The sequence below is a fragment of the Proteus hauseri genome, assembly GCF_004116975.1.
In the GTDB taxonomy this organism is placed as follows: Bacteria; Pseudomonadota; Gammaproteobacteria; order Enterobacterales; family Enterobacteriaceae; genus Proteus; species Proteus hauseri.
In genome coordinates this window covers 2,464,099-2,479,687 of record NZ_CP026364.1, presented here as the reverse complement: position 1 = coordinate 2,479,687, position 15,589 = coordinate 2,464,099, and the positions used below count along the sequence as shown (strand labels likewise).

The window sequence follows — 15,589 nt, the reverse complement described above, 5'->3', positions numbered from 1 at the left end:
AAGGTAATCAATCAAAAATATGCAATGTATATTCAAAAAGCGAATTTAGTGCCTCATATATTTATTAATATGAAAATATATCAGGCGTTGCATCTGCAATAACACGGTTGCATTTATCAAGACGTTTACTTTCTGACGATTTTTTAGGAATAAAACAGTCCTCAAAAAACCAATAAATAGGTGTATTTAAATGCACCGCTAGAGTAACTAAATAACTTAAATCGATTTTATTCATGCCTCGTTCATAGCGAGAGAATTGCTGTTGGCTAACCCCTATTTTCTCAGCAATTTGCATACCGGTATAACCCAATTCTTTACGCTTTTTCTGGATCCGTTTACCTACTAACGCGTTAACATCAATATTATCTATAAAATCGTAATTCATCATAATATTCACCATTATCATGATTAAGGCATTGTTAAAATAATTGAACCCGAACCAGAAAAATGCCCTGGGGCTACACGACCATTAGTATGTAGAATTGATTTAACCTCTACAGGTATAGTGCCATTTTTAGGAACATTTATTACTGAGCCTTTTTCACCTGGGTTGCCATCGAGAAATAAATCGGCGTATAAGCTATTATCTGTTCGTAATGGTACTCGTCCACTATCAGAACCAGATGCAATCACCAATACTTTCATTGCTAAATTACAAGTAATATTGATGTTTTGTGCTCGTGCGGCATTTTCTAAACTCACTTCATCAATATCACCGTAGTTAAGATTTACAGCGCCTTCTGTTATTTTGCAGGCACCAACTGGTGGTGGTGCAATACCACATAATGATCCTGGCAATAAGCGACCATTAGGTGACCATCCCCCTTCTTTAGATTCATAAAATAACCCTACGCACTCTTGGTTAGAGGTAAGAGGATCACCATCGTGTCGTGCTGTACCTTGAATGGGAAAACTTTCAACACTCATCACTGCAGCACGTACACCAGATAAATAGCGTTCTTTTTCAACGCGTACAATACTTCTTACAGCAGACCCTGGAGAACCATTGGCATCATGTTTATGGTTGATTGTGATCCAGCATTGACTCCATCCATAACAAGGATTTGGTGTGTTGTCTGGTTCCGGATCCCAGCGTTGAATAACATAGGTATAAGTTGCGTGAGCAGGTTCACCTTCAGAATGCGTAATATAAGAGAAGATAGACGCCATTGCAGGCGCTGAAAATAGCAAGCCTATCGTGATAAATAGAGCCGGGAATCGTTTCAATATGAACATGTAAAACCTCAATTCTAATAATCAGTCATAATTCAAATGGAATGTAGCTATTGCACTAAACGGCCCTCGTTTAATCGCCTGATTGGCAATAGCATCCGGCTCTCCTTGAATAAAGGCATAAAAATGCAAAATAGTGTCATTCGCGTTCAATGAAAGTTTGTCTGTTTCTTTATTAACAGGTAACGCATTGCCATTTTCAGATTCCAATCCAACAGCAATACCTGATGCTTGACTTGCAGGGCTTATCGCTAAAAAACCTTGCCCTGCCATCGCCTGATTTTCATCACCTTTAAACGTGATCCTGACATTTTTACCAATAGTGAGATCACATTCAGATAAGCGTATTTGAAATGGCTTACTTGGTGTTCTTTGATAGGCATACAGGTTTTTATCGGGAATATTACCGAAATCCAGTTCGACCGTTTCATCTCCCGGTTTAATCGTGCAAGGCTCATCAACTAATATTCCGTGAAAATACATATTGTCTTTCGCACTAAGCGCTGTCGCACTTAATCCAACAAAAGTAGCTAACCCAAAAATAAAAGGAAGCGATACGCTTTTTATGTTCATTAATACGCTCCTATTGGTACTCAGCTAATAAAGTGGCAGACACCTCAAACGCACCTTCAGGCAAAGTACTACCAGGCCTTTTTACAGGTACAGCTTGAATAACAGGGGGACTGTCTGGTGATATTGCAATCCGCTTATTTAAAATAAAAGGTTGTCCATTTTGCGTAAGATGAATGGCCAAATCTGTAATATTGGTTTGTAATGCCGCCTCATCGAACTGGCTTTTAGGACCAATAATAGAAAGTCCTAGATCCCATCCCTTTAAATTGGGATCGCACACCAATTTATAATTCACCGCTTCGGTGTAATTAATACCATCAACTTTGTGGATCCCGACGTTATGACCAAAATAAACATCGATAACGCCGTCGTCACTGATCACACAAGGTGGTGGCACTAATAAAGTGCCAAATAATTTCATATTTGGATCATCTGCATTTGCAGTCAGAGAAGCACCACCGAGTAAGGTAATCAGACATATTTTCGTTAATTTAATAAACACGGCGTTAGCTCCTTATTGGTATTCCACTCTTAGAGTGGCATTAGCGACAAAATCGCCTCCCACCAGTGTTTCCGCCTGATCGCGTACCGGAATTGCCTCTAACACAGGAAAATTAGGATAAGTAAAATCGACTGTTTTTCCTAAGTTGAGTAACTTCCCTTGATAAAGAATACGAACACCTAATCCAGTGATATTGGTCTGTAAAGCATTATTATCAAAACCAGTGGCATTGCCGGCTACTGATACTTTCATGGCATTTGTTGGCATTTTTTCGCAAGTAGCACTGTATTGGATTGGTTTTTTATAATTAACACCATCAATACGTGTACTCATGACTTCACCAAAATTTACTTCAATCATTTTCCCACCGTTAATCACACACGGCGGTGGCGCAATAACATTTCCAGTAATATTGATATAAACAATGCCGGGAATAACATCCTTTGCAGCCGCCCTTGCAGGTAGATCCGCAACAGCAGTAGAACTCAGGCCACCAGTAAATGTTGCCAGAATAAAAATCAACACTGCTTTGCTTGTGTTAAACCGCTGTTCCATAACCATAAAATAGACCTATTTAGTTTCCAGCTGATGTTTCTGTAACCTTACATTCATTGCCATTACAGCTAAATTTCAGTTGAGGGCGACCACCATAATCATTGATGTAACTCAGCACAGGAGAAGCACCAAATACAGCTGCATTTAGATTCAATGTGCCTGTACTTTTAGGTGCAATCATTAATGGCTGAAAACCATCAAGACTTTGTCCCTTTAGCGCCGTTAACCCATCAACTAATGTGACGTAATAAGGTGTTGGATTATTCACTTCATAACGATCACCTTTCTTAGTTAAGGTGATTTTTTCTTGCCATGGATTCGTTAAATCTGTTTGAGTCGCATAAATAGATGCAGGGCGGTAGAACAATTTAATGCGAGTTTGCAATGCTATTTGCAACACATTAGGTTTATCACTACGAGGCGGAATTTCTCGTAAGTTAAAATAAAACACGCTTTCTCTATCTTGAGGAAGTTGAGCAATAGCAGGTAATGACTGTACTTTTACTTGGCTTTTGTCACCTGGTTCAATACGTTGGATTGGTGGTAGTACGATTAATGGACTTTCAATACGTTCGCCATTTTCATTTTCCATCCAGCCTTGAGCCAAATAAGGTAATTCTTTGTTTTGGTTACTCACATTTAAGCTGACAGATTTATCTGCACCATTAAAAATAACGCGAGTTCTATCCAGTGCAATTGCTGCCATTGCCTGACTAGTGAATGCCATTCCAGCCAATAATGTGGTTGCTACAATCAATGAGCGCTTTGATAAAATCATCTTTAATTACTCTTTTTGTCTGAAGTTGTTTTAATCTTGTCTTACTTGCTCTCAATTGTGGTCAATTGAGGTTGAGATAATAAGGGTTCTGCTTTTTTATCTACTGTGCCGGATGACGTTGTACCATCACCACAAGTAAGCAACAGTGAAGTCATAAATTGCCCGTCAACCAGTGTAGGAATGCGGATCTGGCACTGTTCTTGACCATTCCAGCGCACAAGTAAGCGTTCATCTGTATTAATACCACTGAGATAAACATTACCGCCGTCATTGACAATTCCTAACTCACGGCCTTTTTCGGTAGTCACCGAAGCACCAAATGGTGGATAAGTTCCGTCTTTTAGGCGAATAACTGCCATCGCTTTTTGACCTGTTACAACATCAAAGCGGCGATAACCTATTGAGCCTTCAGTCAGCGTTAATTGCTGAATCGAACGCAGTGCTTCAACGTTGTCTGGTAATTGTTCAAGGTCGATACTGGCGCTACTGCGATAATAATCATTAATATCTGGCAGAACGGCCTTACCAAAATAGTTACTGCGTGAGATAGCACCGATGCTTTTAACTGGAACATCAGCTATACCATCGGTATCAACTAACAAACGCGTACTACCGGTTCTGTTTATGCGATGTAAAGCGCCACCTTCAGGTGTTAACGTTGCACCACCTTGTAATGACAATGCCGCTGACGTATGTTCACCATCAATATAACTTGCACTTGCAGTCACTAATGCCGCATCGGCGTAGTGTAAATAATAACCATCAGCCGAAGCTTTACCGTTACTGCTAATACCTGTACCTAAACGATAACTATTGTTTTCATCAAGGCGGTCGTAATAACTCACATTATGAGAGTTACCATGTCGATTAATGACTGTGTTGTAACTGATTGTGGCGCGATCACTCCAAGGCATACTGACATTCATATATAAGCCATTGTCATTTGTGCCGTTGAATTTATTACGGAAAGCCGACATGCTGATATTGATGTTTTTATAACTACCAATATCCATTGTTTTTGCTAATGATAAGTTATAGCTGTCGTTGTTTGGCTTGTTCCAATAAGTTTGATGACTATAGTTTAAGTAAGCACTCAGCCCCCATTCAGGAAACTGCTTACTAAACATAATGGTATACAGCTCTTTATTGTGATCTTCAGTACCATCGCGATAACGACGGTCTAAATATTGATTCATGCTCATAAAGTCACGTTCAGAGAAGCGATAACCCGCAAACGTCACCTGTCCATTAATGGCTTCAAAACGTTTTGAGTAGCTCAGTCGATATGAACCACCGTGATAACGCTTATCATCACTTGGAATTCTTGCCCATGAGTGTGTGGCATCAAAAGAGATAGCACCTAACGCCATAAGATCTCGACCAATACCAATGGCCGCAGAGTTATAGTCACCAGAAACTAATGAGCCACCATAAAGAGACCAACCGTTACTGATCCCCCATGAGAACTCACCTATACCAAAAACAGGGCCTTCTGTATTATGGTCAATATCAGACGGTTTACCTGCTGAGATCTTATATTGCACTCTACCAGGTCTAGTTAAATACGGGATGCTCGCGGTATCCATTTGGAACTCTTGAACCGAGCCATCTTGCTCTTCAACGCGAACATCAAGTTTACCGCTAACAGCATCATTAATATCTTGAATACGGAAAGGCCCCGGTGCTACTTGCGTTTCATAAATGACCCGGCCTTGCTGACTAATAGTTACTTTAGCGTTCGTTTTAGCGACACCTGTTACCTCTGGCGCATAACCCCGTAAATTAGGTGGCAACATATTGTCGTCCGTCGCCAAGTTAATCCCAGTAAAACGGAAGTTATCGAAAATATCAGAGCGAGAGAATGTTTCCCCCATGACCAAACGAGCACCCCATTCGGTAATTGCTCTATAAAGGTAATATTGGCTCCATTTCCAGTTATTTTCGGTACTATCAGGAACGCCGGTTACATGACGGTAACTTCCCTGCCAATCGGCACGAAAACGCCATACACCAAGGTTAGCCCCCATCGTCCCCATACCCGTAAGCTGTTGTTGTTGCTTACCATTGGCTGGATTTGTCACATTGGCATTAACGTTATAGTCAAAAATAAGCCCTGAAATACCATTATCCCAACGAGAAGGTGGATCCCAATTCGGTGCTGAATATTCAAGATAAGCTTGAGGAATGGTCAGTAATAAGTTGCCGCTACCTAAACTCGCACTGACTGTCATTCCTGGTAATGATGAAATATCAAGACAAGTCCCATCATCGTTAAATTTAACTTTTTCAGCCCATTCAGGTTTTAAGCCTAATTGATGGACTAACTCAGGAGGAAGACAAGGTTCACTGGCTTTAGGATCGTTTTCTGGAACGATATATTCGATGTTATAGATATCAGCCAGTTCATTGTTATTAACTCGAACAATAAATTCATATTTGCCGGGCATAATATAGCCGGCACGAGAGAAATCCGATAAATCAATATTTTGTTTGTCTTTGAGATCCAAAATATCGGCATTAAATTCAATGTCGCTATTTGCTAAAGCTGAACTTGAAATACCAGAAATAATTAAATAGATCAGTGCAGCAACAGGCCGAATAGCATATTGTTTTTTCTTTTTTTCCGTCCCTAAACAAACGGTTTTGAATGATTTAACCATAAATAATCCAACCCGATCCATTTAATAATATTCCAGCTTAAAGCGCAGCGTTGTTTGGTAGTTCCCTGCCTTTGGTATGTCGTTATTTTTTACTATTCGCGCCTGATAAAGTAAGGCCATCGATTTAGAGTCGATGCCAACTGCGGGTAAAGGCTGCCCCGGAATTGCTTGGCGACCATAACGGTCTGCTATCATTAATGAAGCACCTTTGGCATCACCAAAAAGCTGAAAATTGCCACTTTGAGAAGGCCCCTCAAATGTTGCAATAAAACGAGGGTTATCTGCTTCTTTACCTTTTTGTTCTACAAGTGTGCATTCGGTTAGTCTGATAGAAAAATAATCAATAGGCCCACTGCCTTGAGTTACTAAGGTAGGAATAGATACCGTAGTTAGCGGGATCACCTGATAACGACTTCCTGCCGAAATAGCGCATGTTGGTTCTAAAATGGTCCCCTGAAGATTGAGTGCCCCAAATCGCTGATGCATTTTCTTATCTTGTTTTACATCACTTGCTAATGCTTGTTCCGTGAATAAACTGACGGCAAGACATAGCAACAGTGGTGTCATCTTGCGATTCATATTTTTCTCCGTAAGAAAAATCGTTAAAAAATAGACACAGGAAATAAAGCTCTGTATGTCCCTATACAGAGCTGCTTTTTCTTACTGATAAGTCAGTGCGAAAGTTGCAATAGCAGTGAAGTCACCTGGAACAGCTGCTTCTGCTGCAGAACCTTGTAAGTAAGCAGCAAAGTTCAGGTCGTTGTTACCATCACGTAAAGTTTGAGCAGCACTTGGTGTGCCTAATTTGATTTGTTGACCACCAGCATCGGTGATAACAACTGCAGCATTTTTAGCAATACCTTCAATGCCTAAAGAACCGGCTAAAATGTCAGTAGCTTCAGAACCAGTGAAAGTTGTTTGAACTGATTTATAAGTTTCAGTTGTACAGTTAGTTAAAGAAATTTTAAAATCACGAGAATTACTACGACCACCGTCTTTTAATGCAGAAGTAGCAACTTGTCCTAATGGAACAGTTTGATTTTCTGTATCAGGAGTAATTGAACATGGAGCGTCAATAATAGAACCAACAAATTTGACTGTACCATGACCTTGGTCTTTTACTGGATCAGCAGCGAAAGTAGAACCAGCAGCAACAGATAAACCTAAACCTAGAACTAATGCTAATTTATTTAATTTCATCTTTTTGTTTCCTGAAATATAAAGGACGAAGACATTTAAAATAATAAATTTGCTAGAAATGGATTATTCCTAACAAGGTGACTCACTTATTGAGTTTTTTAATTTTGGTATACATAAGCCCGTTCTAATCGAAATTAAATATCGTTAGAAACAAAACAAAATACACCAAATTGTTTACTATTATTCTCTGGCTTCTCACCTAAGTCAAATTTAATATTACACATATCCCTTTACATATTTAACATATTGATATGTATCATTATTTTTATAAATATAAACTATTGGTTACTTTGTTTAAAATCTTGAAATAATTTTTTTTACTTTTTTCACAAAGTGTAGTAGTTACACCTAGAGCTATATGCTCTTTTTCTTAAATTTATAGAATAATTATCTAAAAATGACATTGCTCAAGTGGATTATTTTTAACAAAACAATTTGGTGTATTCTGTTTATTTCTCTAAATACGAGTAATCTTTCCTAGATACCTGCGCTTCATAGGCCTATTCGGCCATTCCCGTTTTCTAAAAACAAATAAACTTTCAATAAACTTGTTTAAAATTAACAAGTAAAATGGCAAGTATAAAAAAAACACAACTCTTTATTGATGCATATTACTTGTTATAGTGATGCATTAAATGACTTTTAATCACTGTTATCTCATTGAAAAAGTTACGAAAAATGAAGCAACGCAAATTTCTTACTCGTTTTGAGATCAATTCAATTTTGAAGCAAGCCAAAGAAGGCAGGTATCCAGAAAGAGATTACTGCATGTTTTTAATGTGTTTTTTACACGGATTTAGGGTCAGTGAGTTATGCCGTTTAACGTTAAGTGATATTGATTTAGAAAGCCGAATTATCTACGTCAGACGCTTAAAAGGTGGGCTATCAACAACACAGCCGATAATTGAAGAAGAGTATGAAGCATTAGTTAACTGGTTGAAAAAAAGAGAAACATGGAGAGAATCAGATTCAGAATGGGTTTTTTTATCTCAAAAAACAGGGCCTATTTCTCGTCAGCAAGTCTATGGTTTACTTAGACGTTTAGGTAAAGAAGCTAATGTATCCATTATTCCACACCCCCACATGCTACGCCACGCCTGCGGCTATGCACTCGCTGATTTAGGTAGAGATACCCGTCTAATTCAAGACTATTTAGGTCATCGTAATATTTCACATACTGTTATCTATACTGCAAGTAATTCAAAACGATTCTTTAATATCTGGGAAACAAGAACTTAACAAAATGAATTTAATTAGTACATTATTAAATAATTAATATAGGAAATATAATAGCCTGTTATTTTACAATAAGAATAAAGGTAATTTTGCAATAATTAAGTAAATTAGGAATTGTTTTATAAAAAATAAATAATGAGTATTTTAGATATTAATAATTTATTAATGGTACTTTCTAAATAAAGGTATTAATTAATTAAATGCTCTTTTTTCGATTATCTTTATTAAATAGACTTAAGTTGATATTAAAAGATTATTCATTAAAAATATTTAATATTAGATGTTTAATTTTCAATCAATCTAAAAGGGTGCTATCGACAATAATTTACTAATCATTTCACTTTTATCATTTGTTTCTTGTGCACACGCTATCATATGACACTATCCCCTACATTATAGTTCGGGGATAGTTATGAATCACCTATGTTATCAACCAATTATCCTTTAACACAGACGACCTGACGCAATGTATGAACAATTTCGACTAATGACGATTGCGCTTTCATTACTGCATCGATATCTTTATATGCCATTGGGATTTCATCAATCACATCCTCGTCTTTACGACATTCCACATGCGCAGTTGCTCTAATTTGGTCTTCAATACTGAAGGCTTTTTTAGCCGCTGTTCGGCTCATCACGCGTCCTGCACCGTGGCTACAAGAACAAAAGCTTTCCGCATTTCCTTTTCCTCGAACAATGAAGCTTTTCGCCCCCATAGAGCCAGGAATGATCCCCATTTCCCCTTTTTGTGCCGATACAGCACCTTTTCGGGTAACAAGAACTTCTTCGCCAAAGTGCTTTTCTTTTTGCACATAGTTATGGTGACAATTTACTGCCTGTTGTTGTGTCGAAAAAGGTTTACTGATTTGCGATGATAATGCCGCTAACACACGTTCCATCATGATTTCACGGTTATGACGAGCAAAATCTTGAGCCCATTCAACAGCTTCAATGTAATCGTCATAAAACAACGTTCCCTCCTTTAAGTAAGCAAGGTTTCTATCTGGTAGGTTAGCAAGGTGCTCTCGCATATCTTCTTGCGCCATTTGAATAAACAGTGTTCCTATCGCATTACCGACACCACGAGATCCGCTATGTAGCATCACCCAAACGTTATCAACTTCATCAAGACATAACTCAATAAAATGATTTCCGGTTCCTAATGTGCCAAGGTGATGATAGTTATTCGTTTTCAATAAACGAGGATATTTATCCGTCAATACCTTAAAACGCCCTTCTAATTGCTGCCAGTGTTGGTCAACAATTTCTGGCGGCTGATACCAAGCTCCACGATCATTTCCTGAACGAGTGCTTGTTCTTCCATGAGGTACCGCTTTTTCTATTGCCGTTCTTATCGCAAATAAGTTATCGGGTAAATCATTAGCATGTAACGATGTGCGTACTGCAATCATGCCACAACCAATATCAACCCCAACAGCTGCGGGAATTATCGCCCCTTTTGTTGGTATCACACTGCCTATTGTTGAGCCTTTTCCTAAGTGAACATCTGGCATAACAGCCATATGTTTAAAGATAAAAGGCATTTTAGCCGTATTAATCAGTTGGTTTAGTGCATCTTTTTCAACAGGAACACCATTGGTCCACATTTTAATGTCAGCTGTATCTACTGATTGTACTAATTGGTGATCCTGTTTCATTCTTGTGCTCCTTTGATTTGCACCAATCCATTTAATACTTGGTCTAAACCACCATAAACAGAAATTCTATCAATTCTTTCGGCGATACGTTCTACGGTTTCTAACTCTTTTAGACGCAATGCCACGGGGTTATTTTCCATCACTTTTGCCGTATTTAATAATGAGCGTGTCGCAGATGTCTCTTCTCTTCGGCGGATAACGTTAGCTTGTGCTGATTTTTCAGCTTCGACAACCTGCGCTAAAATTGTTTTCATCTCACCGGGTAAAACAATATCTTTTACCCCTAAAGAGGCAACTTCAATGCCGTATCCAGCAGTAACTTGATCAACCTTTTCGCTCACTAAACTATCAATGAGTGATTTATTTTCTAATAACTCATCAAGCGTTCGTGTTCCAACTGCTTCACGTAAAGCGAACTGCAACTCTTTATATAAGAACTCAATAGGTGAACTTAATTGTTGATAAGCAAGTAATACGTCGCTATAACGCCAGTTCGCTGATAAGTTGATACGCAAGGTCACTTTATCTTTGGTTAAAATTTCTTGCCCACTTACATCCAAAGTTTGCAGTCGCATATCAACCACTTCGACTTCTACTTTGTGTTGATAACGCCAATACCCTTTTAATCCTGGAGCCAACAAAGTTTGAGTTTCGCCATCAATGCGAATAATACCGGCATGCCATGCAGGAACATCAACATTCAACACCCCATCGCTTCCTTTTATTACCTGATTACGTAATTTTGGTTGTTGTAATTTTTTTAACAAGGTCGCTGGCACTTCTAACGCTGTAGCTGACAATATTTCGAGCGAACGCTCAGCATAACGCCAATATAAACGGCGAGTTCCTGGTGCTAAAATCTCTTTAAGAATGCCATTCTCATATAAAAGACCTATCTGTTCATCAGATAACACAATGTCAAAACCATATTCTTCAACCCACTGAGGATAATATTGGCGTAAAAATTCTGCTTTTTCGCTTTCTAATGCACCGCCATTTAAGGCAAAGACTTCAGCACTTAGCTGACGCTTTAAATCAATAAATTTATGCTCGCCTGCTGTCAGCACTTTTATGTATTCATCTTTTTTCTTTAAAAGTGCTAATTGACCCTGCTTGACTATTATTGTTGTTTTTATCATTTTCTCTTTTCTCTTCTTTTATGTTCGTTTTAATTGCGTACTAATATTGTGTGCTTACTTTTCCACGAGCCTTCATTGCGAAACTGAAGGGAGAAGAAAAAAGGAACGATGCTCTGTTTGTCTCTTCTTCTGCCAACAATCCAGCTCAGATGCTGGTGGATAAGTAAGGTGGCTAATACATCCGCCACAACAATTTATTATTTACATTTGGAGGTGTAATTGGTTTCAGTGTCAGGAATCGAACCCGAGAACAACCGACTTCACTGATCAGAGTCTTATTTTTAGAGGAACACATTTAGATAACACCTTTCGCTGTTCTTTATGTGCCTACCAGATCCAGAATCTGTTTTCAGACGATAAGAATATTGCTAATATCGTGCCAACTTTTCAAAGTCAGTAAAAATAATTTTAATTAATTGATTTATAAGTTAAAAATAAAAAAAGAAAAATAAGTTATATTTCTAAGCTAGATAAAAAATCATAGGATATTATCTTTTTATCTAGTAGATTATAAATATAAATAAACACTGATAAATAAAATAAGCTTGGATAACGCAATGAAACGAAAAGTGGTGATTGGCATTTTGGGAACAACATTGGATAGAAGAGGAAAAAGCCACAAAAGATGGAATTTATGGCGACCAACCGTATCTATTTGCCAGCAAGAGGCATTTCCAGTTAGTAAACTTGTGATGATCCACCAACCAAATGATTCAACACTCGCCTCGCGCATAACCGAAGATATTCGTGTTGTCTCACCTCAAACACAGGTTTTACCTTATGAAATTGATATTTGTGATCCTTGGGATTTAGAAGAAGTCTACAGTCACTTTCTTGATTTTGCTGTTAACTACCCTTTTGATACTGAAAATGAAGAATATTATGTCCATATCACAACCGGTACTCATATTGCTCAGATCTGTTGGTTTCTGCTAGCAGAGGCTCATTATTTACCAGCAAAATTATTGCAAACCTCACCATCAACAAAAATTAAAGATGAAAGTGATGAGCAAAAAAGCCAATCCGCAATAGGCAGCTACGCTGTTATCGATCTTGATTTAAACCAATATGCTAAGTTAACTAGCCGTTTTGAGCACTATCATACAGAGACGTTATCTTTTCTAAAGTCAGGTATTGCAACACGCAGTGAACGTTTTAATACACTAATAGAGCAAATTGAACGAGTTGCTTTGCGCTCTTTTGCACCTATTTTACTCACCGGCCCCACTGGTGCAGGGAAATCTTTTCTCGCACAACGAATTTACCAACTACGCCAGTCTCGCCACTTTGTAAAAGGGCGTTTTATTGCCGTTAACTGTGCAACTCTGCGTGGTGATAATGCGATGTCCACTCTATTTGGTCATGTAAAAGGTGCATTTACGGGGGCATTACAACCTCGCCAAGGATTATTAAGAGAGGCTGATCAGGGTATTTTATTTCTCGATGAAATTGCAGAGCTTGGTTTAGACGAACAGGCAATGCTACTTAAAGCAATAGAAGAAAAATCATTTTATCCCTATGGATCAGATATTGAAGTACAAAGCGATTTTCAACTTATTGCTGGCACACACCGCAATATGGATAAGCAAATCGAACAAGGGCTTTTTCGTGAAGATCTTTATGCACGAATAAACATGTGGTCATTTCAATTACCTAGCCTCGCAGAACGAAAAGAAGATATTGAGCCTAATATCGAATATGAACTGCAAAATTTTGCTCAGCTTTATCAAAAATCAGTTCGTTTTAATCGAGATGCAAAATTACACTATATTCAATTTGCCACTTCAGAGCAGGCTATATGGCGTGGAAATTTTAGAGAACTCAGTGCCAGTATAACCAGAATGGCAACATTAGCCGAAAATGGCCGAATTACACAGACATTAGTTGATGAAGAGATCTATCGTTTAAAACAGAATTGGGGGATCACTTCTTCTACTTTATTTGAAAAATCAGATCTTGATCTTTTTGATCTAAGCCAGCTTAATACAGTCATTAATATTTGCCAGCGATCTTCGACACTTTCTGAAGCGGGTCGAAAACTTTTTGCAGTATCAAGACAAAATAAAAAACAACCCAACGATGCAGATCGTTTACGTAAGTATCTTGCTAAATTTGATTTAAGTTGGGAACAAATTCAAAACGGAGAATAATATCTTAATATGGAGCTAACTTTTCTTGGCACCAATGCTGGCGTTCCGTCAAAAGAACGTAACGTCACCAGTATGGTGCTTGATTTGCAAAACAAACAAAAAAGTATGTGGATGTTTGATTGTGGTGAAGCAACTCAACATCAAATTTTGCATACCCGCGTTAAATTACCGCGTTTAAATAAAATTTTTATTACTCATTTACATGGTGACCATATTTTTGGTTTACCCGGGTTACTCTGCAGTCGCTCAATGGGAGGAACCGAAACTCTGTTAACGGTTTATGGCCCAACAGGAATTAAAGCATTTATAGAAACATCGCTCACTTTAAGTCACTCTTATCTCACATACCCCATCAATATTATTGAAATAGATCAAGCGGGTTTTCTTTTTGAAGAAGAAGGAATGAGAGTGAGTTGTGAAGCACTTTGTCATCCCGTACCTTGTTTCGGTTTTCGTTTAGAAGAAAAAAACAGTTTAGGCAAATTAGATGCAGAAAAACTGAAAGCTGAAAATATTCCGACTGGCCCTTGGCTACAGGATTTAAAGCAAGGGAAAATAATTACATTGCCTGATGGTAGAATAGTGGATGGCAAAAATTATATTGGCCCTGAAATTAAAGGTCGTTGTATTGCAATATTTGGTGATACTCAGCCAACACCATCGGCATTAACGCTGGCAAAGAATACCGATGTAATGGTTCATGAAACAACGTTCAAACATGAAATGGCAGAGCAAGCGAATAGTCGTGGCCATTCAACAACAGTACAAGCAGCGGAGTTAGCAAAAACAGCAAATACCAAGAGGCTGATTATAACGCATATAAGTAGCCGCTATTTACCTGAAGACACGCCAGAACTTCTTACAGAATGCCAATCGGTATTTGATAATACTGAGCTCGCTTCTGATTTTGCTGTTTTTAAATTGTAATTAATTTTTTCTTCTATATAAGCAATCTAATGCCATCTATATCTATATAGAAGAAGCTCAAGTAGGCGAATTAAAAGAGACAATTCAACAAAGGGGGTTACTCTGTTTTTTGTTGTAACCTTTTGGTTCGCTTTATCTTTCCGTCTTGCAAAATAAAATTTACTTTTCCATCCCAAAACTCAGCCAAAAAAACATCTTCTGGTTTTTCAATATGTTGCCTTGCCATCTCTTCTTTTAACCATGTTTCATCTTTATCTATTTGCTCTAATTCGGAAGTTCGGATCCCACCATCTTTCATCACTATTAAAGATGGCATTTGAGCACCATCACACACTACCGTTATTTGTCCATCGGGTTCAATTTGTGCATAGTTAACTTCCTGAAAAGAATGAATTCCCTGAGCATGAAGCCGAGAAGTAATATTAAGAATATCAATTTTATTCTTTTTCTCATTAATATTTTCCATAATAAACTCTCCCTTTTTAATAATCGGAATAGGATTACCTATTGCCACAGCTCGGAAGAAATTAAAGGTTTTACTAATATAATTGAGAAAAGAGATAAAACAGACACCAATAAGAAAAACAGTAATGTATTGATATAACGGAATCGCATCAGTATAAATAACACCGCCCATAATCCCACCCAAGACAAAATTACCAATAAAATCAATAGGTGTTAGCTGTGAAAGCTGTGTTTTTCCTGATAAATTCATATGGGCTAAAATAATAGTAAACCCGATAATAAACTTAATAATAACTAAAAAGTAATACTCCATGAGATGCTCACTTTTAAGAAAATTCTATTTATGATTATAAAACAAAAAAATATTTACTGATAAAAAATCCTAAAAAATCATTACCTTCTTTATTCAATTTGACTATGAATAAACACTAAATATACTTAGCCTTGTTGATTTTAAGAGTATAGCTATACTTATTATTATCATTTTACGATAGCCTCTTAATATTAACT

15 protein-coding genes are annotated in these 15,589 nt (G+C 37.7%); 3 read left to right on the top strand and 12 right to left on the bottom strand.

Annotated features, from left to right (window positions below):
- Positions 1 to 64 precede the first annotated feature (64 nt).
- The 9 genes from PH4a_RS11250 to PH4a_RS11210 form a co-directional block, all read right to left on the bottom strand.
- Entirely contained in the window at positions 65 to 388 is a 324-nt protein-coding gene (locus PH4a_RS11250; RefSeq protein ID WP_064719181.1) for a helix-turn-helix domain-containing protein, read from the bottom strand.
- Positions 389 to 408: 20 nt separating this feature from the next.
- A complete protein-coding gene (locus tag PH4a_RS11245; RefSeq protein WP_064719180.1) occupies positions 409 to 1,236 on the bottom strand; it encodes an MrpH family fimbial adhesin in 828 nt (275 codons plus the stop codon).
- A 21-nt stretch (positions 1,237 to 1,257) separates the two neighbouring features.
- Positions 1,258 to 1,806, bottom strand: coding sequence for a fimbrial protein (locus PH4a_RS11240; RefSeq protein ID WP_064719179.1), 549 nt, complete (start codon positions 1,804 to 1,806; stop codon positions 1,258 to 1,260).
- Between the two features lie 10 nt (positions 1,807 to 1,816).
- Entirely contained in the window at positions 1,817 to 2,308 is a 492-nt protein-coding gene (locus PH4a_RS11235; RefSeq protein WP_164971542.1) for a fimbrial protein, read from the bottom strand.
- Positions 2,309 to 2,320: 12 nt separating this feature from the next.
- A complete protein-coding gene (locus PH4a_RS11230; protein WP_082918393.1) occupies positions 2,321 to 2,869 on the bottom strand; it encodes a fimbrial protein in 549 nt (182 codons plus the stop codon).
- Positions 2,870 to 2,882: 13 nt separating this feature from the next.
- On the bottom strand, positions 2,883 to 3,641 hold the full coding sequence (locus tag PH4a_RS11225; RefSeq protein ID WP_129039821.1) for a fimbria/pilus periplasmic chaperone: 759 nt from the start codon (positions 3,639 to 3,641) through the stop codon (positions 2,883 to 2,885).
- Between the two features lie 41 nt (positions 3,642 to 3,682).
- Positions 3,683 to 6,301, bottom strand: a complete 2,619-nt coding sequence (locus PH4a_RS11220) for an outer membrane usher protein (RefSeq protein ID WP_129039819.1) — start codon at positions 6,299 to 6,301, stop codon at positions 3,683 to 3,685.
- Between the two features lie 21 nt (positions 6,302 to 6,322).
- Positions 6,323 to 6,880: a fimbrial protein gene (locus tag PH4a_RS11215; RefSeq protein WP_064719177.1), complete on the bottom strand. Its 558-nt coding sequence runs from the start codon at positions 6,878 to 6,880 to the stop codon at positions 6,323 to 6,325.
- 81 nt (positions 6,881 to 6,961) lie between these two features.
- Positions 6,962 to 7,501, bottom strand: a complete 540-nt coding sequence (locus PH4a_RS11210) for a fimbrial protein (RefSeq protein ID WP_129039817.1) — start codon at positions 7,499 to 7,501, stop codon at positions 6,962 to 6,964.
- Positions 7,502 to 8,179: 678 nt separating this feature from the next.
- On the opposite strand from PH4a_RS11210, the gene mrpI reads away from it, so the two are divergent.
- The gene (mrpI, locus tag PH4a_RS11205) at positions 8,180 to 8,740 is read left to right on the top strand and encodes a phase variation DNA invertase MrpI (protein ID WP_064719169.1); all 561 of its coding nucleotides are present in this window, start codon (positions 8,180 to 8,182) and stop codon (positions 8,738 to 8,740) included.
- 434 nt (positions 8,741 to 9,174) lie between these two features.
- Here mrpI and PH4a_RS11200 read toward each other — a convergent pair whose 3' ends face one another.
- Both PH4a_RS11200 and PH4a_RS11195 read right to left on the bottom strand, forming a co-directional pair.
- Complete coding sequence (locus PH4a_RS11200) at positions 9,175 to 10,398, bottom strand: RtcB family protein (protein WP_129039815.1); 1,224 nt, start codon at positions 10,396 to 10,398, stop codon at positions 9,175 to 9,177.
- Positions 10,395 to 11,534: a slipin family protein gene (locus PH4a_RS11195; RefSeq protein WP_208730495.1), complete on the bottom strand. Its 1,140-nt coding sequence runs from the start codon at positions 11,532 to 11,534 to the stop codon at positions 10,395 to 10,397. Before PH4a_RS11195 ends, PH4a_RS11200 begins: the two co-directional genes overlap by 4 nt.
- 560 nt (positions 11,535 to 12,094) lie before the next feature.
- Here PH4a_RS11195 and rtcR point away from each other — a divergent pair.
- Positions 12,095 to 13,687, top strand: a complete 1,593-nt coding sequence (rtcR, locus tag PH4a_RS11190; protein ID WP_129039811.1) for an RNA repair transcriptional activator RtcR — start codon at positions 12,095 to 12,097, stop codon at positions 13,685 to 13,687.
- A 9-nt stretch (positions 13,688 to 13,696) separates the two neighbouring features.
- Positions 13,697 to 14,614 carry a ribonuclease Z gene (gene rnz / locus PH4a_RS11185; protein WP_129039809.1) on the top strand — a complete coding sequence of 306 codons (918 nt, stop codon included), beginning with the start codon at positions 13,697 to 13,699 and terminating at the stop codon, positions 14,612 to 14,614.
- Positions 14,615 to 14,711: 97 nt separating this feature from the next.
- Here rnz and PH4a_RS11180 read toward each other — a convergent pair whose 3' ends face one another.
- The gene (locus tag PH4a_RS11180) at positions 14,712 to 15,392 is read right to left on the bottom strand and encodes a DUF421 domain-containing protein (protein WP_129039807.1); all 681 of its coding nucleotides are present in this window, start codon (positions 15,390 to 15,392) and stop codon (positions 14,712 to 14,714) included.
- Positions 15,393 to 15,589 lie beyond the last annotated feature (197 nt).